The 25,794-nt window shown below is 57.8% G+C and carries 23 protein-coding genes; 20 read left to right on the top strand and 3 right to left on the bottom strand.

The genetic code is table 11. From position 1 onward, the window contains the following. Position 1 precedes the first annotated feature (1 nt). Positions 2–1,231 carry a carbohydrate kinase family protein gene (locus AC0YNU_RS11960; RefSeq protein WP_475756571.1) on the top strand — a complete coding sequence of 410 codons (1,230 nt, stop codon included), beginning with the start codon at positions 2–4 and terminating at the stop codon, positions 1,229–1,231. A gap of 20 nt (positions 1,232–1,251) precedes the next feature. Next, positions 1,252–1,797: a D-lyxose/D-mannose family sugar isomerase gene (locus AC0YNU_RS11965; protein WP_475756573.1), complete on the top strand. Its 546-nt coding sequence runs from the start codon at positions 1,252–1,254 to the stop codon at positions 1,795–1,797. A gap of 82 nt (positions 1,798–1,879) precedes the next feature. On the opposite strand, the gene AC0YNU_RS11970 is transcribed toward AC0YNU_RS11965, so the two are convergent. Then, a complete protein-coding gene (locus AC0YNU_RS11970) occupies positions 1,880–2,590 on the bottom strand; it encodes a FadR/GntR family transcriptional regulator (RefSeq protein WP_475756575.1) in 711 nt (236 codons plus the stop codon). 173 nt (positions 2,591–2,763) lie between these two features. Here AC0YNU_RS11970 and AC0YNU_RS11975 point away from each other — a divergent pair, with 173 nt between their 5' ends. The 6 genes from AC0YNU_RS11975 to AC0YNU_RS12000 all read left to right on the top strand — a co-directional run bounded on the left by AC0YNU_RS11975 (position 2,764) and on the right by AC0YNU_RS12000 (position 9,845). Next, positions 2,764–4,179 (top strand): FAD-linked oxidase C-terminal domain-containing protein, encoded by a 1,416-nt coding sequence (locus AC0YNU_RS11975; RefSeq protein WP_475756577.1) that lies wholly within the window; start codon positions 2,764–2,766, stop codon positions 4,177–4,179. Continuing rightward, positions 4,172–5,710 (top strand): (Fe-S)-binding protein, encoded by a 1,539-nt coding sequence (locus AC0YNU_RS11980; RefSeq protein ID WP_475756579.1) that lies wholly within the window; start codon positions 4,172–4,174, stop codon positions 5,708–5,710. The genes AC0YNU_RS11975 and AC0YNU_RS11980 overlap by 8 nt, the downstream gene beginning before the upstream one ends. Positions 5,711–6,013: 303 nt before the next feature. Next, positions 6,014–7,021 (top strand): sulfonate ABC transporter substrate-binding protein, encoded by a 1,008-nt coding sequence (locus AC0YNU_RS11985; RefSeq protein ID WP_475756581.1) that lies wholly within the window; start codon positions 6,014–6,016, stop codon positions 7,019–7,021. 81 nt (positions 7,022–7,102) lie between these two features. After that, the gene (gene ssuD, locus AC0YNU_RS11990) at positions 7,103–8,248 is read left to right on the top strand and encodes an FMNH2-dependent alkanesulfonate monooxygenase (RefSeq protein WP_475756584.1); all 1,146 of its coding nucleotides are present in this window, start codon (positions 7,103–7,105) and stop codon (positions 8,246–8,248) included. A gap of 11 nt (positions 8,249–8,259) precedes the next feature. Next, on the top strand, positions 8,260–9,057 hold the full coding sequence (locus AC0YNU_RS11995) for an ABC transporter permease subunit (protein WP_475756586.1): 798 nt from the start codon (positions 8,260–8,262) through the stop codon (positions 9,055–9,057). Then, positions 9,027–9,845, top strand: a complete 819-nt coding sequence (locus AC0YNU_RS12000) for an ATP-binding cassette domain-containing protein (RefSeq protein WP_475756589.1) — start codon at positions 9,027–9,029, stop codon at positions 9,843–9,845. The genes AC0YNU_RS11995 and AC0YNU_RS12000 overlap by 31 nt, the downstream gene beginning before the upstream one ends. Before the next feature lie 379 nt (positions 9,846–10,224). Here the strand turns inward: AC0YNU_RS12000 and AC0YNU_RS12005 are convergent, their stop codons facing one another. Continuing rightward, positions 10,225–10,695 carry a GNAT family N-acetyltransferase gene (locus AC0YNU_RS12005; RefSeq protein WP_475756591.1) on the bottom strand — a complete coding sequence of 157 codons (471 nt, stop codon included), beginning with the start codon at positions 10,693–10,695 and terminating at the stop codon, positions 10,225–10,227. A 160-nt stretch (positions 10,696–10,855) separates the two neighbouring features. On the opposite strand from AC0YNU_RS12005, the gene AC0YNU_RS12010 reads away from it, so the two are divergent. After that, positions 10,856–11,506 (top strand): hypothetical protein, encoded by a 651-nt coding sequence (locus AC0YNU_RS12010; protein ID WP_475756593.1) that lies wholly within the window; start codon positions 10,856–10,858, stop codon positions 11,504–11,506. A gap of 128 nt (positions 11,507–11,634) precedes the next feature. Here AC0YNU_RS12010 and AC0YNU_RS12015 read toward each other — a convergent pair whose 3' ends face one another. After that, on the bottom strand, positions 11,635–13,050 hold the full coding sequence (locus tag AC0YNU_RS12015) for an ABC transporter substrate-binding protein (RefSeq protein WP_475756595.1): 1,416 nt from the start codon (positions 13,048–13,050) through the stop codon (positions 11,635–11,637). Between the two features lie 389 nt (positions 13,051–13,439). On the opposite strand from AC0YNU_RS12015, the gene AC0YNU_RS12020 reads away from it, so the two are divergent. The 11 genes from AC0YNU_RS12020 (at position 13,440) to AC0YNU_RS12070 (ending at position 25,793) form a co-directional block, all read left to right on the top strand. Next, on the top strand, positions 13,440–14,123 hold the full coding sequence (locus AC0YNU_RS12020) for a GntR family transcriptional regulator (protein WP_475756597.1): 684 nt from the start codon (positions 13,440–13,442) through the stop codon (positions 14,121–14,123). A 362-nt stretch (positions 14,124–14,485) separates the two neighbouring features. After that, positions 14,486–16,183, top strand: a complete 1,698-nt coding sequence (locus AC0YNU_RS12025) for an ABC transporter substrate-binding protein (RefSeq protein WP_475756599.1) — start codon at positions 14,486–14,488, stop codon at positions 16,181–16,183. A gap of 33 nt (positions 16,184–16,216) precedes the next feature. Beyond that, complete coding sequence (locus AC0YNU_RS12030) at positions 16,217–18,196, top strand: ABC transporter permease subunit (RefSeq protein WP_475756601.1); 1,980 nt, start codon at positions 16,217–16,219, stop codon at positions 18,194–18,196. Between the two features lie 4 nt (positions 18,197–18,200). Further along, the gene (locus tag AC0YNU_RS12035; protein WP_475756603.1) at positions 18,201–19,049 is read left to right on the top strand and encodes a carbohydrate ABC transporter permease; all 849 of its coding nucleotides are present in this window, start codon (positions 18,201–18,203) and stop codon (positions 19,047–19,049) included. 28 nt (positions 19,050–19,077) lie between these two features. Then, positions 19,078–20,151, top strand: coding sequence for an enolase C-terminal domain-like protein (locus AC0YNU_RS12040; protein WP_475756605.1), 1,074 nt, complete (start codon positions 19,078–19,080; stop codon positions 20,149–20,151). Between the two features lie 154 nt (positions 20,152–20,305). Next, entirely contained in the window at positions 20,306–22,408 is a 2,103-nt protein-coding gene (locus tag AC0YNU_RS12045) for a right-handed parallel beta-helix repeat-containing protein (protein WP_475756608.1), read from the top strand. A gap of 11 nt (positions 22,409–22,419) precedes the next feature. Further along, positions 22,420–22,701 carry a hypothetical protein gene (locus AC0YNU_RS12050; RefSeq protein ID WP_475756610.1) on the top strand — a complete coding sequence of 94 codons (282 nt, stop codon included), beginning with the start codon at positions 22,420–22,422 and terminating at the stop codon, positions 22,699–22,701. After that, a complete protein-coding gene (locus AC0YNU_RS12055) occupies positions 22,694–23,464 on the top strand; it encodes a phytanoyl-CoA dioxygenase family protein (RefSeq protein ID WP_475756612.1) in 771 nt (256 codons plus the stop codon). The genes AC0YNU_RS12050 and AC0YNU_RS12055 overlap by 8 nt, the downstream gene beginning before the upstream one ends. Before the next feature lie 215 nt (positions 23,465–23,679). Next, positions 23,680–24,402, top strand: coding sequence for a hypothetical protein (locus tag AC0YNU_RS12060; RefSeq protein ID WP_475756614.1), 723 nt, complete (start codon positions 23,680–23,682; stop codon positions 24,400–24,402). Between the two features lie 39 nt (positions 24,403–24,441). After that, positions 24,442–24,897: a GntR family transcriptional regulator gene (locus AC0YNU_RS12065; RefSeq protein ID WP_475756616.1), complete on the top strand. Its 456-nt coding sequence runs from the start codon at positions 24,442–24,444 to the stop codon at positions 24,895–24,897. Then, on the top strand, positions 24,894–25,793 hold the full coding sequence (locus tag AC0YNU_RS12070; RefSeq protein WP_475756618.1) for an ABC transporter ATP-binding protein: 900 nt from the start codon (positions 24,894–24,896) through the stop codon (positions 25,791–25,793). Before AC0YNU_RS12065 ends, AC0YNU_RS12070 begins: the two co-directional genes overlap by 4 nt. Position 25,794: the final 1 nt, after the last annotated feature.

The following is a 25,794-nucleotide window of genomic DNA, read 5'->3' on the forward strand; positions in this document are numbered from 1 at the left end:
CGTGAGCGTTGCGCGCACGGGCGTGGACATCGTCGTGGCGGGTCATATTTGCCTCGACGTCATTCCGACGATACAAGAAATGAAGGACGGCATGGGCGCGCTGCTCGTGCCGGGCAAGCTTGTCGATATCGGTGCTGCGCGCATCGCGACGGGCGGCGCGGTATCCAATACGGGACTGGCGCTTCACCGTCTCGGCATGAGCACCAAGCTGATGGGGAAGATCGGCGACGATCTATTCGGGAGCGCGATCGGCAGCGTGCTTCGCAGTTATGGCGATGAATTGGCGGACGGTATGATTGTGGCGCCCGGAGAGTATACTTCGTATACGATCGTCATTAATCCGCCGAATATCGACCGGATCTTCCTGCATTGCACGGGCGCGAATGACACGTTCGCTGCGGCCGACCTGCAGGCGGAACAGCTGGCGGGCGCGCGATTGTTCCACTTCGGCTATCCGCCGCTCATGCGGAAAATGTACGAGAACGGCGGCGAGGAATTAGCTAAACTGCTGTCGCAGGCCAAAGGACAGGGATTGACGGTATCGCTTGATTTGGCGAAGCCGGATCCGTCTACGTCGGCAGGCCAAGCCGATTGGCGCGCGATTTTTGTGAAAGCGCTCCCTTTTGTCGATGTATTCTTGCCAAGCTTTGAGGAAATCCTGTACATGCTGAAGCGTGATTTGTATGAAGAGCTGGCTGCGGAGCACGGAAGCGATTTGCTGCCCTTCGCGGAAGGTCCGCTGCTGCGCGAACTGGCAGGCGAGCTGCTGGACATGGGCGTCCCGATCGTCGTACTCAAGCTTGGCGAACATGGCCTCTACCTCCGTACGACGGATGCGGTAGACCGTATGGCCGATCTCGGTAAAGGATCGCCGGCCTCGGCGGAAGCATGGCTGAACCGCGAGCTGCTGGCGCCGTGTTTTGCCGTGGACGTCGCGGGAACGACGGGGGCCGGAGATTGCACGATTGCAGGCTTCCTGGCCGGCTTGCTGAAAGGCTTGAATCCCGAAGCGGCGTTGATCGGCGCTGTCGCCGTCGGTGCCTGCAACGTGGAACAGGCGGATGCGACCAGCGGCGTGCCGTCCTGGGAAGCCGTGCAAGCTCGTATCGGGGCAGGGTGGAGCAGACGCGGCATGAGGCTGGCTTTGCCAGGCTGGACGGAAGGACCGGAAGGCCTATGGACGGGAGCGGACCGGACAATATATAATGACGCAGGATTTGCGATGGAATAACATAAGGGAAGGTGACCGGCATGAAACGCAGCGAAGTGAAAGCGGCTCAGAAACGGGCGGCGGAGATGTTTGATCAGATCGGTATCCTTCTATCGCCGGAAGAGCGGGAAACGATCGAGGTCGCCGGCTTCGGATTGGGCAATTTGGAGAGCCAGGGGCTGGAGCTGGTAACGTACATCAACACGGATCGCTATTGCGCGAAGGAGCTTGTTTTGTTCCCGAACCAAACGTGTCCGGAGCATCTGCATCCGCCCGTCGGCGATGATCCCGGTAAAATGGAGACCTTCCGCTGCCGCCATGGCGTCGTCTATCTCTATGTCGAAGGCGAGAACAGCGGGACGATTCAAGTGGAGGTGCCGGCAGGCAGCGAAGCGTATTATACGGTCTTCCATGAGATCGAGCTGCATCCCGGTCAGCAATACACGATCCCGCCGGGCACGAAGCACTGGTTCCAAGCCGGCGAGAATGGCGCCATCGTCTCGGAGTTTTCGAGCACGAGCCGGGATGAATTCGATATTTTCACCGATCCGAATATTGAGCGGATGCCTGTTATTATCGAGGACTAGAAGCAAGAACGGTACGCTCTCATACCCTATACAAATAGCCGGGATGTCCGAAGACAACCCGGCAACCCTGCCGGCATTCTCGTTAGAGGATGCCGGTTTTCTCGCGCAGCACATGCTCGACTTTGGCCAAATGCTGTCCCATGCGGGAAGAAGCTAGCGCCTCATCGCGCACCTCGATCGCGGCCACGATGGAGCGATGCTCCTCCAGGAGCCGGCTGGCGGACTGATGCTCGGCGTAGAACCAGAGCGAGCGCGTGTCGCGCATGCTCTCGTGCAAGCGCTCGGACAGCGACTTCATCAGCTCCATCAGCATGGGATTCTGCGTCGCGCGCGCGATCTGCTCGTGCAGCAGCACGTCGGCCTGCTCGCCGAAGCCGTCGTCGTCAAGCCGCTCCTCCATTTGCCGCAGCGTCGCCTGCAGCGCTTCAAGATCGGCATCGCTGCGGTGTTTCGCGGCCAGAGCGGCGCAGCCGGTTTCGAGTACTTTGCGAACATCGAGCAGCTGCAGCAGCGAGTCGGCGCGGTCGAGCCACGCTTCCCGGGTTAAGGCCTGCGATGCTTCGGGCGGCGCCTTCACGTACGTGCCTCCGCCTTGGCGGATATCAAGCAGTCCCTTCGCCTTGAGCGCGCTCAGCGCCTCGCGGATCGTGGAGCGGCCGACTCCGTATTCCGCGGCAAGATCGACGACGGAGGGCAGCTTGTCTCCGGGCGAGAGCTCGCCGGACGTTAGCTGCTGGTGAAGCTGTTGGGCAACCCACTCATTGCTTTTGAGCGGCCTTTCGTTCGTGTTCATGGGCGGGAGCCTCCTATGGGATCAACGTAATATTTATAGTGTTCAGCATCTTTCATCTTATGATATACTACTTCCAAAGCAAAGTCATCAGACGACCTGATCTATCCGCATCGATTTATCTCTATCCGTACTGGTTTATCGAATCCTTATCTACTCATAAAGGGGAGTTCTCCATGCTGCAAGAAGCAGTCGCAGCCAAGCTGCGCGCCATCGTCGGCGCCCAATGGTTCAAAGATGATCCTGAATCGCTCATTACGCATTCATACGACGGGACCCCGATGCTGCAATCGCTTCCGGAAGGCGTCGTCTATCCCGAGGATACGGCCCAAGTGTCCGAAATCATCAAAGTGCTGCAAGCATATCGCGTGCCCGTCGTGAGCCGCGGATCCGGTACGAACCTGTGCGGCGGAACGGTGCCCGTCCAGGGCGGCGTCGTGATGGTGATGCATCGCATGAACCGCATTCTGGAAGTGGATCTCGAGAACCTGACGGCTACCGTGCAGCCGGGTTTGAATACGAAAGCGTTTATCACCCACGTGGAGGGACTGGGGCTGTTCTATCCGCCGGATCCGAGCAGCATGGCGATCTCGACGATCGGCGGCAACATTGCCGAGTGTTCCGGCGGCCTGCGCGGCTTGAAATACGGCACGACGAAGGACTACGTGATCGGCTTGGAAGCGGTGCTGGCGAACGGCGAGATCATCCGTACCGGCGGCAAGCTCATGAAGGACGTTGCAGGCTACGACCTGACGAAGCTGCTCGTCGGTTCCGAGGGCACGCTGGCCGTCATTACGGAAGCGACGCTGAAGCTGATCCCGCCGCCGAAGACGAAGAAGACGATGCTGGCGATGTACAAGGATCTCTACGGAGCCGCGCGCACCGTGTCCAAAATCATCGAGAATCGGATCATTCCGGCGACGCTGGAGTTTCTGGACAATCCGACGATCCGCGTCGTGGATGATTTTGCGAAGCTGGGTCTGCCGCTCGATATGGATGCCATCCTGCTGATCGAGCAGGACGGCGATGCCGAAATGGTGGATCGCGATATTGAGCGCATCGCCGAAATCTGCCGCAGCGAGAATGCGGAGCGCGTCAGCATCGCCGCCGACGAGGCGGAAGCGCTAAAGCTGCTGACGGCGCGCCGGAGCGCGTTCACGGCCTTGGCGCGGCTGCGCCCGACGACGATTCTGGAGGATGCGACGGTTCCGCGTTCCAAGATCGCCGATATGGTGCTTGCGATCAACGACATCGCCAAACGACACGGCGTGACGATCTGCACGTTCGGCCATGCAGGCGACGGCAATCTGCATCCGACCGCGACGACGGATGCCCGCGACGCGAACGAGATTCACCGCGTCGAAGAAGCGTTCGCGGAGATCTTCGAAGCCGCGATCGCCCTCGGCGGCACGATTACCGGCGAGCACGGCGTCGGCCTCGTGAAGGCGCCGTACCTGGAATGGAAGGTCGGAGCGGCAGGCATTGAAGTGATGAAGGCGATCAAGCATTCGTTCGACCCGAACAATATTCTGAATCCGGGCAAAATGTTCGCCAAGTCGGCGCGCAAAAGGGTGGTGCTGCACCGTGGCTAAAACGTTAAGCGATTTACTCCCGAGCGCCCCGGATAGCGGCTGCAGCGAGCTCGCGACGACGCTGAAGAGCGCGCTCGATTACGATCAGCTGACGAACTGCATGCGCTGCGGCTTCTGCCTGCCGGCCTGTCCGACCTTCCGCGAGACCGGCATCGAAGCCGAATCGCCTCGCGGCCGGATCGCCCTCATGAAGGCGGTCGCCGACGGCCTGATGGATCCGGACGAGGCATTCGAGACGCAGATGAACCATTGCCTCGGCTGCCGCGCCTGCGAACCGGCCTGTCCGGCGGACGTGAAGTACGGCCAACTGCTGGAGCAGGCGCGCGACTCCGTCGAGAAGCATACGACGACGCATCGCTGGTGGGTGAAGGCGGCCAGGAAAACCGCTTTCGAAGGCTTGTTCCCGCACCAGAACCGAATGCGCCTGCTCGGCGGCGCGCTGCAAATGTACCAGAAGACCGGCCTTCGCAAGCTCGTGCGCGGCGCCGGCCTGATGAAGATGTTCCCGCCGCATATGCGGGAGATGGAAGCGATTCTGCCGGACGCGTCGTACAAGGGCGTCGTGGAGCAAATCGGCGCCTTCCACCCGGCGAAAGGCGAGCGGATCGCGACGGTCGGCTTGTTCCGCGGCTGCATCATGGATGTATTGTTCACGGAGACGAACAAGCATACCGTCGAGCTGCTGAACGAAGCGGGCTTCGATGTCGTCATTCCGGAAACGCAGAACTGCTGCGGCGCGCTGCATGCGCACAGCGGCGAGCAGGACGGCGCGAAAGCGCTGGCCAAGGGCAACATCGGGGCATTCAAGGCAGCCGGCGTCGATTGGATCGCCTCCAACGCGGGCGGCTGCGGCGCGCTGCTCGTGGAATACGATCATCTGCTGCATGACGATTCGCAGTGGAAGCAGGACGCGGCTTGGTTCGCGACGCGGACGATCGACGTCAGCAAGCTGCTCGTCGAGCACGGCCGGCTGCAATCGGCGGCAAAGGCTGCCGTCGCTGCGGGAGCAGGCTCTATGGTAGGCAGCGGCGGTGCAGGAAACGGTACTGGCGGCACCTCTGTCCCAGCGAAGGCGCAGGGGCAACATGCTCACGACGCGGCAGCCGGCGGCTGCGGCGGTTCGTGCAGCGGAGGCCTCGGCTTCGCATCGGACGAGAAGGTCCGCATCACGTACCAGGATTCCTGCCATCTGCGCAACGTGATGCGCTCGTCCGAAGCGCCGCGCAAGCTGATGCGCAGCGTGGCGAACGCGGAATTCGTCGAGCTTGTGGAAGCGGATCGCTGCTGCGGTTCGGCAGGGATCTACAATCTGACCCAGCCGCAGATGGCGGGACAGATTCTCGATCATAAGATGGAGCATGTCAAGCGCACCGACGCCCATTATTTGCTGACGAGCAATCCCGGCTGTCTGCTGCAGATGAAGAACGGCATCGAGAAGCATGGCATGAGCGGGAAGATGGAAGCTTTGCACCTGGTCGACTTTCTGCATGAACGGATGTTCGGGACCGGCCGTTCGGGAGCTGAACAATAACGATCGCTGGACGCATTGAAATGACAGGAGCTGCCCCCGGGCGGCTCTTTTCTTTATATCTTCTCGTCGGTTTAACATCGATAGAAAATTTTATTTAATTCATAGTTGACACATCGGAATAATATATATATGATAAATCCATAAGATGGCAACGAACTTACCGGACCACCGGAAGTTTCCTGGACTGATTCTCCCTCAAGGGAGCTTAGCATTGGGAGACTTCCGGTTTTTGTTATGTTCAATTATCCCGTGTAGTTCAATAATCAAGCCGTTGAATTCATAAAAAAAACGAGGGGTGTACAAATGAATAAACGAATATCTGCTTTCCGGCCATTATCCTTGTTAGTCATCGCTTTACTCAGCATGGCGCTGATCGTGACCGCCTGCGGCTCGAACGATTCGAATGATGCCAATACTTCCTCCTCCAATACTTCTTCGGGTGCCTCCGGCGGCGGCAAAGAAATTCGCATCGGCTACCAAAAATACGGTACGGTCAACATTCTCAAAGCAAAAGGCACGCTTGATAAACGTTTGGAATCGGAAGGCTACAAAATTACATGGACCGAATTTCCCGGCGGACCGCAACTGCTGGAAGCGTTGAACGTCGGCAGCATCGACATCGGCCATACAGGCGAAGCCCCGCCGATCTTCGCGCAAGCGGCTGACGCTCCGCTCGTCTATCTCGCTCATGAACCCGAAAGCCCGAACAGCGAAGGCATTATCGTGCCCAAGGGTTCGTCGATCGCTTCGATCGCCGATCTGAAGGGAAAGAAGGTTGCGCTCAACAAAGGCTCGAACGTTCACTACTTGCTTGTCAAAGCGCTGGAGAAAGCAGGCGTTGATTATAACGACATTACGACCGTCTTCCTGCCGCCCGGCGACGCAAGGGTAGCCTTCGAGAATGGCACCGTGGATGCATGGGTCATCTGGGATCCGTTCTTGGCTGCCGCGCAAACCGCGACCGGCGGCAAGCTGCTGACCGACGGCGAAGGGCTTGTTTCCAACATCGAGTATTATCTTGCTTCCCGCAAGTTTGCCGAGGCGAATGGACCCGTTATCGATATTTTCAAGGAAGAGCTGAACAAAATCGATGAATGGTCGTCCGCCAACCAGAAGGAAGTAGCGGCGCTTCTATCCCCGCAGCTTGGCATCGACGTTCCGTCCCTTGAGCTTGCAGCGGGCCGCAGAGGCTATGGCTTGCACCCGATCGATGATTCCATTATCGAAGCCCAGCAGAAAATCGCGGATACGTTCTTCGGCCTGAAGCTGATTCCGAAAGAGATTCAAGTGAAGGATGCCACGTTAAAATAACGAACGAAAACAACGAACGAAGTAATGAACGAAGTAATGAACGAAAACAACCAACTACTCGACATAGGAGCGTGTTTGACAATGGAAGTATTCTGGTTTATTCCGACGCATGGCGATGGACGTTACTTGGGAAGCGCAGAAGGAGCGCGGGTTGTCGATGCGAAATACATGCAGCAAATCGCACAGGCGGCAGACCGGCTTGGTTACGGCGGCGTGCTGCTGCCGACGGGGACTTCTTGCGAGGATGCATGGGTGGCGGCTTCTTCGCTCATTCCGGTAACGGAACGTCTGAAATTTCTGGTCGCGCTGCGTCCGGGGCTGATGTCCCCGTCGCTCGCGGCAAGAATGTCATCGACGTTCGACCGCTTATCGAATGGGCGGCTGCTCATCAATGTCGTCACCGGCGGAGATCCGGTGGAGCTTGCGAGCGAAGGCGTATTCCTTGAGCATGACGAGCGTTATGACCTGACCAGCGAATTTCTGGATATTTGGCGCAGAGAGCTTAGCGGAGAGACGGTCGATTATGAAGGAAAACATTTGAAGGTAAAGGGCGGCAAGGTGCTCTATCCTCCCGTGCAGAAGCCTTATCCGCCGCTCTATTTCGGGGGATCATCCCCCGCGGGCCAACAGGTCGCCGCAGACCATATCGACGTCTATCTGACTTGGGGCGAGCCGCCGCAGGAGGTCGCCAAGAAGATCGAACAGGTTCGCCGCTTGGCGGCCGAGCAAGGCAGGGAGGTGCGTTTCGGCATTCGTCTGCACGTGATCGTCCGCGAAACCTCCGAAGAAGCATGGAGAGAAGCGGATCGCCTGATCAGCAAAGTGGATGAGGATGCCATCGCGGCAGCCCGGAAAGTGTTCGCGCGCTACGACTCGGAAGGACAGCAGCGGATGTCGCGTCTGAATGGCGGCGACCGGAGCCAGCTGGAAATTTATCCGAACCTGTGGGCGGGCGTCGGCCTGGTTCGAGGCGGTGCAGGAACAGCGCTTGTAGGCAATCCGACCGAAGTGGCCGGACTGATGAAGGAGTACGCGGCGCTCGGAATCGATACGTTTATTTTATCCGGTTACCCGCATTTGGAAGAGGCCTATCAATTCGCCGAGCTCGTCTTCCCGCTGCTTCCGCTTACGACGGTTCAGCCGGCGGGCGGTCCGACATCGACGAGTCCGTTCGGGGAGCTTATCGCCAATGCGATTAAACCGGCGGAACGGGCATCTGCCAGATAGGAGGAGACGTAATGAAGAGTCCAGCAGCACGTAACTGGAAAACTGGAGCGTTATCTATCGGACTCGAGTGGTTGATTCCGATCCTGGTCGTGGCGTTCTGGCAGTGGTTCGGCAGCATGGGGTGGATCTCGCAGCGCATTCTGCCTACGCCGGCATCCGTCTTGGAAGCCGGGATCAAGTTGATTCGCAATGGCGATCTGTTCGTTTATATCGGCGACAGCACGAGGCGGGCGCTCATCGGCTTCGTGATCGGGGGAGGCATCGGCTTCGTTCTGGCGATTCTGAACGGCCTGCTGCCGTTATCGGAGAAGCTGACCGACTCGTCCATCCAGATGATTCGGACGATTCCGCATCTGTCGCTCATTCCGCTGATCATTGCATGGTTCGGCATCGGCGAGGAAGGCAAAATATTTCTTGTCGCGCTCGGCGTGGCGTTCCCGATCTATATCAACACGCTGCACGGGATTCGATCCGTGGATCCGGGCTTGATCGAGATGGGACGTACTTACGGCTTGCGGGGTTTTTCGCTATTTCGTACGATTATTTATCCCGGCGCGCTTCCGTCCATCTTGGTCGGCTTGCGCTTTGCGCTCGGCATTATGTGGATTACGCTGATTGTCTCGGAGACGATCTCTGCCAACAGCGGGATCGGATATATGGCGATGAATGCGCGTGAGTTCTTCCAAATGGACGTTGTCGTGCTCAGTATTGTTATCTATGCGCTGCTCGGCAAGCTGTCCGACTGGATGGCGAAGCTTCTGGAGAGGAGTTGGCTGAAATGGCATCCGCATTATCGGCGAGCGAAATAATTCATGTGCAGCAAGCAGATGCTCCAGGGGAAGCTTCTACCCGGGGGCTGCAAGTAGAGGTGCGGGATGCGGTCGTGCGATTCGGCGACCTGACCGTGCTTCGCGATCTGGAGCTGTCGATTCCGGCCGGCCAGTTTCTGGCGGTCGTCGGGAGAAGCGGCTGCGGCAAGAGCACGCTGCTTCGCCTGCTGGCGGGATTGGAGCAAGCATCGCAAGGAGCGGTGTCCATTGGCGGAGCTGCCTCGGCCGGATTGCGCTCCGACGTGCGGGTCATGTTCCAGGACGCCCGGCTGCTCCCTTGGAAAACCGTGCTGGATAACGTTCGGATCGGCGTGGAAGGCGGCGACCGTTCCAAAGCGTTAGAAGCGTTGGAGCTCGTTGGCCTTGCCGACCGGGCGAAAGAGTGGCCCTCCGTTCTGTCGGGCGGACAGCGGCAGAGAGTTGCGCTGGCCCGGGCGCTCGTCAGCAATCCGAGCCTTCTGCTGTTCGACGAACCGCTTGGCGCGCTCGATGCGCTTACCCGCATCGAGATGCAGCAGCTCATTGAACGGTTATGGCTGGAGCGGAGGTTTACCGCCGTACTCGTCACCCATGACGTGAGCGAAGCCGTGGCGCTTGCCGACCGCGTCGTGTTGGTGGAGAACGGAACCATCTCTCAGGATATTTCCATTGCGCTGGCAAGGCCGCGCGAGAAGGACACTGGATTTACGCATTACGAGAGCAGCATTCTGAATCGCGTACTGGGACGGCGCGCGGTTAGCGCTAATCAGGACGGCTTTGCGATTTAGCGGTTGTACGATGCGAATGCTTATGAAGAAGAACTGGATCTCCTCGTTGTCGATAACGAGGGTTCGGTTCTTTTTTTATTGGCGGCGCCAGCTCACGAGCGCACCTATTCTACTAATTGGATCGTTCATCGCGCACGAAGTACGAATAAGTCCTCTTTTGCGCAGCATAGTCTGTTTTCTCTGTTTCCGCCCGCCGCTATAATCGTCCTATCTCCAGCTTGCATGGATGAAAGGTGTCGTTATTGCGCATCGGCTGTCCACGGTCATGAACGCGGACGAGATCTATGTCATGGATCGAGGGAACGTATCCGAGCACGGCACGCACCAAGAATTAGTACATCGGGGGGCTATCTTTGCCGAGCTGCTGCAGTTGCGAAGATTAGCTGATGCGCTCCATGACGATAAATTCAGTTAACCCTTTACGGAATGCAGCAGCTTCAACGAACCCGAATTTTTGATAGAGTCGTCTAGCTCTTTGGTTAAAAGCGGCGACTGTTAATCGCAAGGGGATCGTTCCATACTTCTGGTTAACGGCGCAGAGAACAAAGGCGAAAAAATCCGCTCCAAAGCCTTTGCCCGTTAGCACAGGTTTCATTCCGATTCCGATATCGAGAAAAGACTCGGAATAGCCGTAAACATCGTTTGGCACTTGTGCCGAGCTCCCTGCGCAGAAGTAGCCTACAATCTGATGGTCCGTATTGCGCACGGCATGGTAAGGGTTGTTTAGCATTTCAAGAATCAATTCAGGCGTAGACTCATTGTTGTAGAACTGATAAGGTTCATCGTATCTCCAGCTCAGTATTTCGTCCTCATCCTCGTATTTCATTTCCGTGACCTGTAGTTCGGACATTGCCAGCCTGCCTTTCAACTCCTCTATATGGTTTACTTTACGTTTCCCCGCATCAAATTAACAATCCCAATGATCTCCCCTTCGCTGCAAATATTCGTCAAAATAGGGATAACCCCTGAACGCATATAGATGAGTAACAACAGGTGCAGGGGTGTTGCGCATGGGAGTCTTCAAGTCCTTCCTGGCCAAATCCGCAATCGAGCTGTTTCTGCTGCTGTTTATTTATCCGGCTATCGGGTTTGCGCTGCTCGTGCTCGGCTTTACATCCTCCTGGAAATCCGGGACGGTCATGCTGGTCTCGGCGCTGCTGCTGCGTTTCGTCCTGAAACGCGAAGCGGCGGCGATTCGACCCATGAGGCGTGGTAAACGCTGGGGAAGCAGGTCTCGCGGCAAACGGCAGCCCGGCCAGTCGGGCGGAAATCGGCAGCCGGGACGTTTTCCAGGCGAGTTCGAGCGCGGGGTTTCGCCGCCCCAGCTAAGCGATATTTACGCCGACATGGCGGCGCAGATGCGGGAGCAGGAGATTCTTCTTGCCGTGCTGAGGCAGCAGGAGGAACGGCGCGGGGAACGGGAGCGGCCTGAGGATCGGGATGATCGGAACGGGGAATGGTGGGCGGATCGACACGCGGACCGGCCTGACAAACCAGGCGGGGGAAGCGAGATGGAACGACCTTGGAATCAAAGCCGGGAAAGCCGCACGGAAAGCCCCGCGGGTCAGAACTGGGGCAGCCGTACGGAATGGTCGAGAGATTCGCGCGGGGGCATGCGCGAGGAACGACCTAAGGATCTGCCTGGTACGCCAACAAAATAAGAAACCATGGGGCTAATCATCGAATCACGCGATGATAGCCCCATGGTTTTTCTGTTTTCATTTCGCTTCTTCATGACGAAAGGGGAGAGTTCCATTTGGAACCCTCCCCGCTTACCTTCGCTTATGGCTTACTGACCGGCTGCGGCCATCGCTTCTTCGATGGCGCTGTTAGCGTCTTTGGTCATGCCTTTGATGGCATCGTCCAAACTCGATTTGCCGAAGAACAGCGGGTTCACGTATTTGTTGAAGATCGAACCGCCGCCGCTCGAGAGATAAGGATTGACTTTCAGGTATTGGCTCGTGTAGTTCTGTTCGTCTTGCAGCACCGCGTTGACTTGCTTGTCGAATACGGTTTCGCTAGGCAGGAGAGCCATTTTGCTTTGGAAAATCGGCAGCCCCCAGCCTGATTTCGCGCGGTCGTCTGCCGGCTTGCCGCCGAAATACCATTCGAAGAACGTCCACGCTTCGTCAGGATGCTTCGAAGCCTTGTTGATGATCGCGCCGGTCGCGCTGCCCGTAGGCGCTACGCGCGTGCCGTTCGGCGCCATCGGCGTAGGCAGCATGCCGAAATCCTCCAGATGCGATTTCGCGCGTTCGTCGCCGCGAATAACGCCGCTGTACCAGTACCCCATGACCATCAAAGCAGCTTGGTTCTTGAAGAACAGGTCGCCGCTGTCCGTTTGGTCGTTGTTGACGGAGTTCGGGCCGATGTTGCTCTTCACGGCATCCACCCACATGTTGATGTAGTCTCTGACTTCCGGTTTGTCGAAATCCATCTTGCTGAAGTCATCGTTGTTGATGTCCACGCCCGCGCTGAGCAGGTATTGAAGCATGGTGTCGTAAAACGGTTCGACCTTGCCCATGTCGTGGTTGCCCATGCCGTACTGTTTGACTTTATTGCCTTCCTTGATCGTCAGCTTCTTGGACAATTCGATTAATTCCGGAACTGTAAGCGGTTTCGTCGAATCCGGCAGCGGAACGCCGGCGGCGTCGAAGGCCTTCTTGTTATAGAAAATGGCATAGTCGTTGGACCAGTCTTTCGGCAAGCCGTAGATCGGGCCGGTGCCGACCGTCTTGCCGTCGAAGCGGTACACGTTCGTGATCGGAAGCAGATCGTCCGCTTTGAACACGGTGCTCGTGTTGATGCGATCCGTCAGATCGGCCGCAATGCCCTTGATGACATAGTTAGGAAGTTCTTGTACGCCGCTTATGCGAATGACATCGGGCGCGTCGCCCGTGGCTAGCTGCGCGGCCAGCTTCGTGGAGTCGATCGTTTCAATGACAACATGGATGTTCGGATGCTCTTTCTCGAATTCGGCGATTTGCTCCTTGGACAGTTCGCCGTCGGTTATGCTGGTACGGATCGTTACTTTGTCACCGCTCTTGGTGTCCGAATTCTTCGTCGAGGTATTGTTGGATGAATTTCCGCTGCTGTTGTTCGCGCCGTTGTTGGAAGCGTCCCCGCCATTGTTGCTGCTGCCGCAGCCTGTCAACACAACTGCTGCTGCCGTAACGGTCGTAAGCATAATCGTCCATTTTTTCAATTTCTTATCCCCCTTGAAGAATAGTAAATGTCCTACCTCAACAAGAATAACATGGGAAATGTAAGCGCTTAAATAAGGCGATCCTCCGATTTTAACGGGTAATCCTATGATCTTTTAAGGGGTAATCATATGGAATTTGTTGTTAATTATTCCCAATGTGATGGCGTGAGGTTTTTTAACGTTTACTTGAAGGGGATATAGAAGGCTGCCGCGCATCTTATATTACGAGCGTGTTTGACATCATTCCTCCCATTCTTCATGCGGCGATTAGGTCTTTGGATGTGACTTTGTAAGCGCATTATTTATGGGGTTGACCCATCGTCTTTTATCATATATATATGACATAACAAGAAAAAGCCGGGTCATCAACCGAAGAGGCGTGATGGAGCATGGATCTGCCCAAAATCCAAACCTCGAATTTATTCGAGCAAGTGTACGGTACGCTCAAGCAGCTCATTCTGCGCCGCAAGTTCCGCTCCAACGAGAAAATCTCGATTCCGACCTTGGCTAAGGAGCTCGGCGTCAGCATTACCCCGATTCGCGAAGCGCTTAACCGGCTTGAATCGGAGGGGCTGGTCAAGACGATTTCGAAGGTCGGCACCTTCGTCGTCGGCATCGACCGCAGCTATGTCGAGCAGGTGATCGAGTGCCGCCTGATGATCGATTTGTGGGTGCTGGAGCGCTACAGGCAATTTACCGAGGCACGCTTCGAGGAAGTGACGGCCGGTCTCGATGCCTTGACGGCGTTCTTCCTGGCGGAGGTGCAATTGCCGGGCATCACGCTGGAGCAATGCGGTCACTACGACAACCAGTTTCATGCCGAGTATCTGAAGGCGAGCGAGAATATTAAGCTCGTCGAGACGTACCAAGGACTTATGGCTTTCCGGTCGTTGACGATCGGGGACAATCCGACGCCGGCGCAATATATCGAGTCGCATGCCCAGCATCGCGCCATCGTGCTTGGCTTGCTGGAGCGGGATTGGCAGCAGGCGAGGGAAGCGATCGAGCGCCATCTGAACTATTCCAAACATAACTTGCTAAGCTGGGTCGACAGCAAAGGCGGAGAAGCGTGAGAGCAGCGCTCTCCGCTTGCTCCCGGCATCTTGCGCTTTGCACAATTGCACATCGCTTACGCCATATCCGCTCGGCGTGCAGCTCATTCTCCCGATCTCACCACGATTCGACCTGCGCCAATAACGCCTCCAAGCCCGTTCAACTTCCTAACTCGCCGCATGTACGCATAACATCGATCGTTTAAACCGCTCTGACGAACCGGTCCGCTAGTCCATCATTACCGGAGGTGATGCCATTACCTTGGCTTCCTATTCATCTCAACATAGAGCTTTCTTGACACGCTGCTTTGCGGGATTATGCTTCGCTAACTTCACAATTGGAAATGGTTACGCTTACTAGCCAATTAAAAGGAGTGTTAAGCATGAAGAGAATCAGCATGATGCTCGTGGTCGTGAGCTTTATTATGGCAACGTTTCTGGCAGCCTGCAGCAATTCGCAAGGTCCGGTCAAACCATCGAACAACGAGCCTGCTGCATCGAACGGAAATAACGGGGGCAGCACGGATAATACCGGCAATTCCTATGCGGCAGCCACGAACGAAGCAAGCACGAATACCGGAACTGGCAATGCCGCTGCGGGCGAACATAAACAATACAAGGGCGAGATCGTCATCTCGCTGAACGGCAACGCGGACGATACCGGCGGGAAGCAGGCATTCGAATCGCTCGCGGCAGCTTACAAGAAGGTCCAGCCTGACGTGAAGCTGGTCTGGGAGCCTAAGGGCAGCAACGCCGGCGATTACCCGACCGTGCTCGGAACGATGCTGGCCGCCGGTACGCCAAGACCCGATATCGTGGCGGGCAACTACGTCCCGACGTACGGCAAGTATCTCAATTTCGATAAATACCGGTATCAGACCAATCCGTACACCGGCCACAAATGGGATGACGACCTGGACTTCAACTTCTTCATCTCGAAGAACGCGAAGGGCGAGCGCTTCATGCTTCCGACGCAATCGGTCCACATTATGTGGTTCTACAACAAGGATATCTTCGACAAGCTCGGACTGCAGCCGCCGAGCAACTGGGATGAGCTGGCGAGCGTATCCGCGAAGATTCAAGAAGCCGGCATCATTCCGATCGCCTCGAACTTCGTTTGGAAAGTGCCGCAGTGGGTCATCGAGATCTACATGGATCAGTTTACGCGGGGCTATCACGACATCGTCCGCGCGCAAGCCGGCGACTACAACTACGACGATGAACTGGACGGCAAATTCGAAGCGGATCCGAACGATAAGTATATCGACTTGAAATACAACTATAACCAGGCGCGCTACTTGCAGGCGATCCGCGACGGCAAGATTCGTTTCGACACGCCGGAAATGACGCAGCTGGTCACGAACATGGCCAAAGTGTTCCCGAAATACGCCCAGAAGGACTTCTTCGTCAGCACGGACGACTATCCGCTGTTCCTGCAGCAGAAGGCCGCGATGATCATCGACGGTACGTGGAGCCTGCCGACGCTGAAGAACGATATGGCAAACCTGAACGATCCGGCCCGTCTGAAAGAGCTCAAGATTACCGATACCTCCTCGCTGAAGCCGTTCAACTGGGGTACCTTCGAGAATCCGCCGATGACCGGCGATCTCGTGCAAGGACCCGTGCGCAGCGTCGAATCCGCCACCGGCGAATACGTGAGCATTATCGAGAAGAACCAAGATCAGACGGACATGGTGCTGGACTTCGTCATGTTCTGGCTGTCCCAGCCGGGCTATCAGCCGTGGGTCGACGGCATGGTCCAAGCGAAGAAGTTTACGCCGGGCGGTCCCGTCATGGTGAAGGACGTCGCGGTGCCGCCGGACATTCAAGAGATGTTCGGCGAAGTCAAAATGATGGGCAACGCGGAAATTCCGATCAACAACCCGCTCTCGAACGGCGTGCCCGACATTGCCAAAGCCAACATGAATCTGTATAAGGAAGCGCTCGAAGGCAAAATCACGCCTGAGGAGTTCGGCAAGAAGCTGCAGGAATCCTGGACGAAAAACTTTGCTCAAATCATTAAAGCCGCGGGACTGACCATGGAAGATATCGATCATCCGGAACGCGCGCCGGGGCAATAACGCACGCGAAGCGGATTCAGTCAGGAGGATCGTATGCCGAACATCTTACGGGAACGAGGCGCGGCGATGTCCGCCAAGCGAAGCGTACGGGTCGTCGTCGTCGCAGTGATTTTGCTCCTATTGGCCAACCTGCTCTATTTCTTCTTCTTTGCCTCTTCCGGCAAAGCGTACCTGGTTACGGATTCGCTCGGCGGCAGTCGGGTGATCAAAGCGATCGGCATCGACGAGAACACGACCGCGGCGATCACCGGAGACAGCCGGCTGCTCCTGCTTCAGGCCGGTCAGGCCGCGCGTGAGCAGAAGCTGGAAGGCTCGGTATCCGATCTAGCGCTGTCGGTTGACCACCGCAGCATCTATGTCGGCACGAACGAGAGAAAAGTCTACGTCTACGATCTGACGTTGGCCGAGCGCGCAAGCTTCTCGGTCAACGGAAGGGTCGTCGGCCTCGACTCTTCCGAGAACGGCCAGATCGCGGTGACCTACGGCATCGGGCAGTATACCGACAAGTTCTATGTCGGGATCTTCGATGAAGCCGGTCAGAGCCGGTACAAGACGAAGATCGGCTTCGACGTGAATGCGATCGCTGCCGCGAAGGACGGCGTGTACTTCGGGACGGCCGATTCGAGAGTCGGCTTCCTGAACGCGGCCGGGGAGGAGCAGTGGCGGACGAATTTGCTGCAGCCGCTGACCCAGCTGGGGCTGAATGACAAGCAGGAGCTGCTTGCAGGCGACAGCAGAGGCAATGTGTCGCTCGTATCGACGAAGGGCAAGACGCAGTGGATCAACCATGTATCGAGTTATCCGATTACGATGATCGGCGCGGCGGACGGCGGCCGCATCCTCGCCGGCGATAAGGACGGCAAGCTGTACCTGCTGGACGAGAACGGTTACGTGCTCTACAGCGCCAATCCCGGAGCCGGCGCGGCGAACAGCCTGATCCGCGCTTCCGGAGACGACCTGCTCCTGTTGACGGACAAAGGCACGACGTTATCGCTGTCGGTAACGGATGCGCTGGATGCGAAGCGGCAGACGTACCTGCTGATCGGTCTGCTCGTCGTCAGCGCCCTGCTTGCGATTACGGCATTCATCGCGCTCGTCCGGTCGATCGAGAGCTGGCGCTTGCGGAGCATACGGTTCGCCAGACGCATCCGCAGATCACGGACGGCGTATGCTTTGCTGCTGCCGTCGATCATCCTGATCCTGATCTTCAACATCGCCCCGACGCTGATGGCCGTATTCTACTCCTTCACGAATTTCAACCTGAAGGAGCCGCTGAAGGTCATCGGCTTCGACAACTTCGTCGCGCTGTGGTCGGATCACTTCTTCTGGGTCGGCATCTGGAACATGTTTCTCATTCTGATTACGTCGATCATCAAGGAACTCACGATGCCGCTTCTCGTCGCGGAGCTGATCTTCTGGCTGCGGAGCAGGTCGATGAAATACTTGTTCCGCACCGCGTACGTCGTTCCGAGCATCGTGCCCGGCGTCGTCGGCATTCTGCTGTGGCGCATGATGTACGATCCGGAATCCGGCCTCATCAACCAGTTCTTCGGCGTCATCGGGCTTGACGGCTGGCAGCATGCTTGGCTGGGAGAAGAGAGCATCGCGATCTGGAGCGTCATCCTGGCGGGCTTCCCGTTCATCAGCATCTTCGCCTTCCTCATCTACTTCGGCGGCTTGATCGGCATCAGCCGGGATATTTACGACTCCGCTTCCATTGACGGCATCGGGGTGTGGACGCGCTTCTGGAGGATCGACGTGCCGATGATCCGGCCGCAGATCCGGTTGATTATGTTCTTCACCTTCATCGGGAGCATCCAAGGCTTCGCCAATATTTATCTCTTCACGCGGGGAGGCCCGGGAACGGCGACCTACGTGCCGGGGCTGCAAATGTACAACCAGATTTCCAATGCGAATTTCGGCTATGCATCGGCCATCGGCTTCGTCTTGGCCATCTTCATCTTGGCCGGTTCCATCATGAACCTGCGCGTATCCAAACAGGAAGGAGCCTGACCGGATGAAATGGAAAATCAATCCGAGCGCCGTCGTCAGCTACGCGATGCTGGGGCTGCTGCTGATCCTGTCCTTCGTGCCCATCATCATGATGCTGTCCATGTCGCTGCGCGACAGCCTGATGATCTACGGGGATTTCTGGGGACTGCCGTGGCCGCCGAAATTCGATAACTATTCGTTCGCGCTCGTCGATCTGATGGAGCCGATCTGGCGAACGCTCTATCTGTGCGTCCTCTCGATCGTCGGCATCATGATCTTCTCCACGCTGAGCGGCTACGCGTTCGCCCGGCTTCAGTTCGTCGGCCGCAATCTGATGTTCTGGATCATCGTCATGCTGATGACGGTGCCGGGCGTTCTGCTGCTGACGCCGAATTTCGTGCTGGCGGACTGGCTGCACCTGAAGAACAGCCTGAACGGCTTGTCCGTGTTCTACATCGGCGGCGGGCAGCTGTTCGCGATCTTCCTGCTGCGCACCTTCTTCACCTCGCAGCCGGAAGAGATGTTCGAGGCCGCGCGGGTAGAAGGAGCGACCGAATTCCGCTGCGTCTGGGCGATCGCGCTGCCGCTGGCCCGGCCGATTCTGATCACGATCGCCATCATGAACTTCCTGGCGATCTACAACGATTTGATCTGGCCGATGCTGATGATCAGCGCGCCCAATCTGCAGACGATATCGATGGCGCTGGCCAATTACGCGCCGGATGCCGGCAACGCGGTCGGGAAGATTTCGCGTCCGGATCTCGGCATCATAACCTCCGGGTATGTGTTCGCGTCCATTCCGCTGCTGCTGATGTTCATGCTCGGCATGCGCTATTTTATCGAAGGGCTGACTTCCGGATCGATCAAGGCTTAATCGTCCATGCGGAGAGGAGGAACGAGGCATGAGAATAACCGATGTGAAGGCTTACGCCGTCCGCAGGCAGGTGCCTTATCCGTTCGTTTGGCGGAAGGGGCTTCCCGGATCCGGGACGGAGACGGAGCATACGGTGCTGCGCGTGCTGACCGACGAAGGCATCGAAGGCGTCGCCAGCGTGGCGCGCGGGGCGATCGCGATCGATCTGATCGGGCGCCGGATCAAGCCGGCGATCGTCGGCAAGGACCCGCTGCTGAAGGAAGAGCTGTGGGAGCTGATGTGGGAGCTGGACCGGATCGAGGAATTTCCGCTCTACATGCTGGGCGCCGTCGACACGGCGTTGTGGGACATTACGGCCAAGAAGGCCGGGATGCCGCTCTATCAGCTACTTGGCGGAAATTCTGACAAGGTGCCCGCCTACGCGAGCACGGTTACGTACGAATCGATCGAGCAGTACCTGCGAATTGCCGATGCCTGTATGGAACGGGGCTACCGGGCGATCAAGCTGCATGCCTGGGGCGATATCCGCGAGGATGCGAAGCTGGCCAAGGCGCTGCGGAAGCATGTCGGCGACGGAGTAGCGCTGATGTACGACGGATCGGCGGGCTTCAACCTGCAGGACTCGATCTGGCTCGGCAAGCAGCTGGAGGAAGCGGGCTTCCTCTGGTATGAAGAACCGATGCGCGAGTTCAATATCCGCAATTACAGCTTGCTGTGCAGGGAACTTACGATCCCTGTGCTTGCGGCCGAGACGTCGGACGGATGCCATTACAACGCCGCGGATTTCATCATTCAAGGCGCGGCGGACCTGATCCGCACGAGCGTGCATTACAAAGGCGGCATCACCGGCGCGCTGCGGGTCGCGCATCTGGCGGACGCGTTCGGGATGAAAGCGGAAATTCACGGCGGCGGGCTGCCGAATCTGCATCTCGCCTGCGCGATTCCGAACAATACCGCGTATGAAATCCTCGTCTACCATGAGCCTGCTTCATTCTCCCATGAAGTGGACGCGGAAGGATATATCGCGCCTCCGAGCCTGCCCGGCATCGGAGAGACGTACGACTGGGAAGCGTTGGATCGGCAGGCGTTTCTGCGGGTTTAATGCAGGGCGCTGGAGCCTATCGCAAGCTTTTCGTCTAAGGCCAAACAAAAGCCGAAAACAAAAATGTGAAAAACAAAAATGTAAAAAACAAAAATGTGAAAAACACAAGCTAAAAACAAGAACCAAATACACAAGCAAGGAAGGAGCAGTTCATATGTCGATCAACGAACTCTATATCTCGCCGGAGGGCAATGACGCCTGGAGCGGAAGGCTGGCGGACCCGAACGCGGATCACACGGACGGACCGTTCGCGACGATTGCCGGCGCGCGCGACGCCATCCGGCAGCACAAGCGGGCGGCCGAGCTTGCCGGGGCGGTAACCGTTTATTTGCGCGGAGGGAGCTATCCGCAGGCAGGGCCGATCGTCTTCACGCCGGAGGACTCGGCGCCGGTTACCTATGCCGCTTATCCGGGCGAGCAGCCCGTTATCGACGGCGGCGAACGGATCGGCGGCTGGCGGGAGGAGCAGATCGGCGAGCGGAAGATGTGGGTGGCGGACGTGCCAGCGGCATCGGCGGGCAGCCGTAATTTCAGGCAGCTGTTCGTGAACGGAGAGCGCCGTCCGCGGACGCGCCTGCCGAAGCAGGGCTTCTATTGGATGGAGGACGTGCCGGGCACGCAGCATCATGCCAAAGGGATGACCAGCGATCTGTTCGAGGGAGCGGATGCCTTCGTCAGCGCGCCGGGCGATATTCATTCTTGGCGCAATCTGAACGACGTGGACGTCGTGGCCGTTCATTATTGGATCGAGGAGCGGATGCCGATCGCTTCGTTCGACCCCGCGACCCGGCTCGTGAAGTCGAACCGCAAGAGCATGTTCGTGCTGAAGGACGATGTCGCCAAACGCTTCGCCAAATATTACGTGGAAAACGTATTCGAAGCATTGACCGAACCGGGGCAGTGGTACCTCGACGGCGCCGCAGGCAAAGTGTATTATATTCCGCTGCCGGGCGAGTCGATCAGCAATACGGAAGCGATTGCTGGCTCCGCCTATCAGCTGTTGAAGCTCGAAGGAAAGCCGGATGAGGAGAAATACGTGGAATTTCTCGGCTTCCGAGGGCTGACCTTCGCTCACACGGACTGGGTACAGCCGCAAGGAGGCGGTGAACGCTTCGAGCGGCCCGGCATCGATTTTGCGGCAGCGCCGCAGGCGGCGTTCAACATTCCCGGCGTGCTCCAGCTGCGCGGCGCCCGGTACTGCGCCATCGAGAATTGCCGCATCGAACATATCGGTTGGTACGGCATCGAGCTCTCGGACGGCTGCGCGTCCAATCGCATCGTCGGCAATACGATCGCGGACATGGGGGCGGGAGGCGTCAAGCTGGACGGCGCCGATGCCGAGGGTCCCGTTCTTCGCCGCACCGGCGGCAATCGGGTCACGGACAACCATATTCATGCGGGCGGACGCATCTTCCACAGCGCCTGCGGCATTCTCTCCGTGCATGCGTTCGATAACGCCTTCTCGCACAATCATATCCATGACCTGTATTACACGGGCATCTCTTGCGGCTGGGTTTGGGGGTATGCGGCCAACATTTCGAAGAACAACCGGATCGAGAAGAACCATATCCATGATCTCGGCCACGGCCTGCTCAGCGATATGGGCGGCATCTACACGCTTGGCGTTCAGCCGGGCACCGTCATTCGCGGCAACCTGATTCACGATATCGAGAAATGCAATTACGGCGGATGGGCGATCTATCCCGACGAAGGCAGCTCGCATATCATCATCGAGCATAATGTCTGCTACCGTACCAGCAGCCAGGTCTTCCATCAGCATTACGGGCGGGAGAACACGGTCCGCAACAACATATTCGCGTTCGGCCGTGAGGGCCAGGCTTCGCTCAGCCGCGCCGAGAACCATAAGTCGCTGACCTTCGAGAAGAACATCGTGGTGAGCGACGGGCAGCCGCTGTTCGTCGCCGGTTATGCCGGACAATTCGATAAGAAGGGCTTTTACAGCGACTTGAACCTGTTCTGGGACGTCTCCGGCAGCGAGCCGCAGAGCGGCAATCAGAAATTCGACGAGGACGCGACGTTCATGCTGCTCGATCCGCGCACGATAGCCGACATGCAGGCGCTCGGGTACGACCTGCATTCGCTGTTCGCCGATCCCCGGCTGAAGAATCCGCATGCGGGCGACTTCACGCTGGCCGCCGATTCGCCGGCCTTCGCGCTCGGCTTCGAGCCGATCGATCTGACGGATGTGGGGCCGAGAGCGCGGGAACGGCAGCGGGTCGCCCAAACGACGGTATAGGAGGAATGACGATGAAACGACAGCAGGTGCTGTTTCTCTGTTTGACAAGTCCGGAGCTAAGCTCCAAGACGATCGCCTGGGCGCTGTACGACGGCGCTTCCGATGCGGATCACCAGATGGAAACGGGCGATTCCGAGCAGCCGCCCTATGCCTCCGTTCTCGATGCGATGAGGGATGGCTGGCGGGTGCTGCAGGCGCCTCCATTGCCGTTCTTCGTGCATGGCCGCGAGAACGATACCGGCCATCTGCCATTCGAGTATATGCTGGAGAGGGAGGTGGAGGTCCATGAGTAACGCAGGCTCCGTATCACGTTCCGATCTGCTCGATGTTAGGCAAATGGCGCGTTTCTGCAGCGACGGCCTGCTCGTGCTCGAGAATCTGGTCCCGCAGGAGCTGAACGAGGCCGTCTATCATGACGAGCTGACGGTTCAGCCGCAGGGGTACGACTTCTGGAACAATTCCGAAGCGCTTCGCCGCGTATTCGATCTTCCTCAGGTCAGAGGCGCCATCGAGAGCTTGATCGGCCGCAATTATACGTACGATCATTCGTATCTGCATACGGTCAGAGCCAATAACAGCAAATCGCAGAACTGGCACGTGGATTCCGGCGTCATGAACCCGAACCCGCATCACTTCGATATTCAGGCGTTTTATTTCGCCCACGATACGCCGGTCGAGATGGGACCTACCCTCGTGCTGCCGGGCTCGCATCTGCGGCGGGTAAGCTATTGGGGCATTTCGCGCTACAAAAACTTCGACGGCCAGCGGCACCTGGCAGCCAAGGCGGGCACGATCGCCTTCATGCATCAGGATATCTGGCATTGCGCGCAGCCGAACAAGACGGATCGTACGCGCTACGTCTTCAAAATCCGCCTGAACGCGGTGGAACTGCAGCGCAACCTATTCCGTACCGAGGGTTACGACGATCCGGAGGTCGACGCGATTCTGCGGACGCAGTACGGCTGGTACGGCTCGGACTGGCAGAAGGAGTATTATCAGCGGCTGGCGTTCTGGCAATCCTTGGTCGGGAATGAACGGGCATTGAGCCGCAAATAAGCGATGAGTGAATGGTTGTCCGGGTAGCTGAATCTGCTCGTTCGACATATCCACGCCGAAAATTATTGAGACCGCCTTGCCGTCATCGCTGATGATAGCGGGGCGGTTATTTTTTTTACAATAAACTACAATTCCAACTCTTGACATTTCAATCTTGCGGTGTTTATACTGTGTATATGAATATATACAGTATATAAACCAGGAGGAGAGGACAGATGACTAGCTGGCAGGGAGCGATGGCGCTGCTTCGGTTCGAGGGGCGCCAGTCTTGGGTCGGCCTGCTCACGACGATGGCTTTTTTCACCTATATGTGCCTGCTCATCATGCCGATGTTCGACGAGATGTTGGACCGAGGTGCCGATTCCAGCTACGGGTGGATCGGGGATTTCCTCTATCTCACCATCCTGCCGATGATGAGCTTCGTGATGAACCGCAGCATGTTCCGTTACTGGAGCCGGGATCCGTACACCCGCAGACTGGCGTATTGGCGCACGCTGCCGATCAGCTGGAATGCGATCATTCTCTCGCGCATGCTGCAGCATGTTATCGTGCTGACGATCGTTTCGCTCTACTATTTCAGCATGCAGTATGCCGTGCTGGGCGCCATACGCGAACTGCTGACGCCCGGAGCCTACATCGTCTATGCGCTGACTTGGTACGGCTATGCGCTGATGGCCGGAGCTACGTACGTATTCTTCGAGCAGACGTTTCGGGGGAAAGCGTATTTCTTGGTCTGCATCGGCTACATGCTGCTGTACGCCTTGCTGCAGGTTCTTCTTTGGGCAACGGATACGAACTTGTTGTTCCGGACGATCGAGGCGGCACAACGCCACGCCTTCGTATGGCCTGCAGTTACGATTCTGCTCGGCGCGGCGGTCACGGCGCTGATCGGGCTTGCGATCCGCAAGCGGCTTGCGAAGCGCAGCCTGCTGCAATAGCGGCAATGGAGCTAGTTATTCTCGAGAGAAGGTGGAGCGGTGTGGATACCAATACAACTCAATGAACAAAGCGCGGAGCCGCTTTACCACCAGATAGAAGTGCAGCTCCGCGCGCTTATCGTCAGCGGACAGCTGCCCGAAGGGACGCTGCTGCCCTCCATCCGCGAGCTGGCGCAGCAAACCAAGTGCAGCGTCATTACGATCAGACGGGTTTATCAGGACTTGGAGAATGAAGGGCTGCTCCGAACACGGCAGGGAACGGGGACTTTCGTCGCCCAAGTCGACGGACAGCGGCGGGACAATCAGCGGCGAAGCGCCGTCGTGGCGGCGATCGAGGCCGCGGCCGAGGCTGGACTGCGTGTGCATTATACCGATGACGAGCTGGTCGATATGCTTCGAGAGGCGTTGCTGCGAATGCGGCCCTCGGCTGGCGATACGGAGCATGCGGATACGGAGCAAGGAACCGGGCAAGGCGAAGGAGGGGGAACGACATGACGGAAATCGCGGTGGAAATCGCAGGCTTGCTGCAGCGCAGGGCGCATTTCGAGCTGGGACCCGTGGAGCTGGCCATCCCCAAGGGCTGCGTGACGGCTATCGTCGGGCCGAACGGCTCCGGGAAAAGCTCGCTGTTCCGCCTGATGCTTGGGCTGGCGAAGCCGGATGAGGGCAGCCTGCATCTGCTGGGGGAACAAGTCGGCGAGCGGGATAACGCTTCGCAGAAGAGGCGCATCGGGTATGTACCTGAAGAAGCGATCGACCTCGATGACCGGCTGAGCGGGGAGGCGAAGGCAGCGTTCGTGCGGCAATGGTATCCAAGCTGGAACGAGGCCGTATACCGGGAGCTGCTGCGGCGCTTCGAGATCAACCCGGGCTTGAAGCTCGGCCGAATGTCCAAGGGGATGCGGCGCAAGTACGACCTGTCCCTCGCGCTGGCGCATCAACCGGAGCTGCTGCTGCTGGATGAGCCCTCGTCGGGCCTTGATCCGATTGCCTGGAAGACGATGATCGACGTGCTTCACCGTTATATGGAGCGGGGCGACAGGACGATCATCATGGCTTCGCACATCGTGGAGGAGGTTCGGCGGCTCGCGGACTATATCGTTTTCATCGTGCAGGGCAAGATGTTGGGAATCTACGAGAAGGATGCGCTGCTGGCGTCGTGGCAGACGATGTACGTCGATGCCGGCGGCCGCGATCTTGATTGGCAGAGGATGCCGGGCTATCGCAGCGGCGAGACGTCCGGCGGCACGGTCTATAAGGTCGTGACGGATCAGGCTTTCGAGGCCGAACAGTGGCTGGACGCCGAAGGCGTAACCGTGATCAACAGGCAGAAGCTGGAGCTGGACGAGATCCTCGTGCAGCTAACCGAACAAGCGAGAGGAGTTTTATGAG

Source organism: Paenibacillus sp. J31P316 (genome assembly GCF_056269105.1).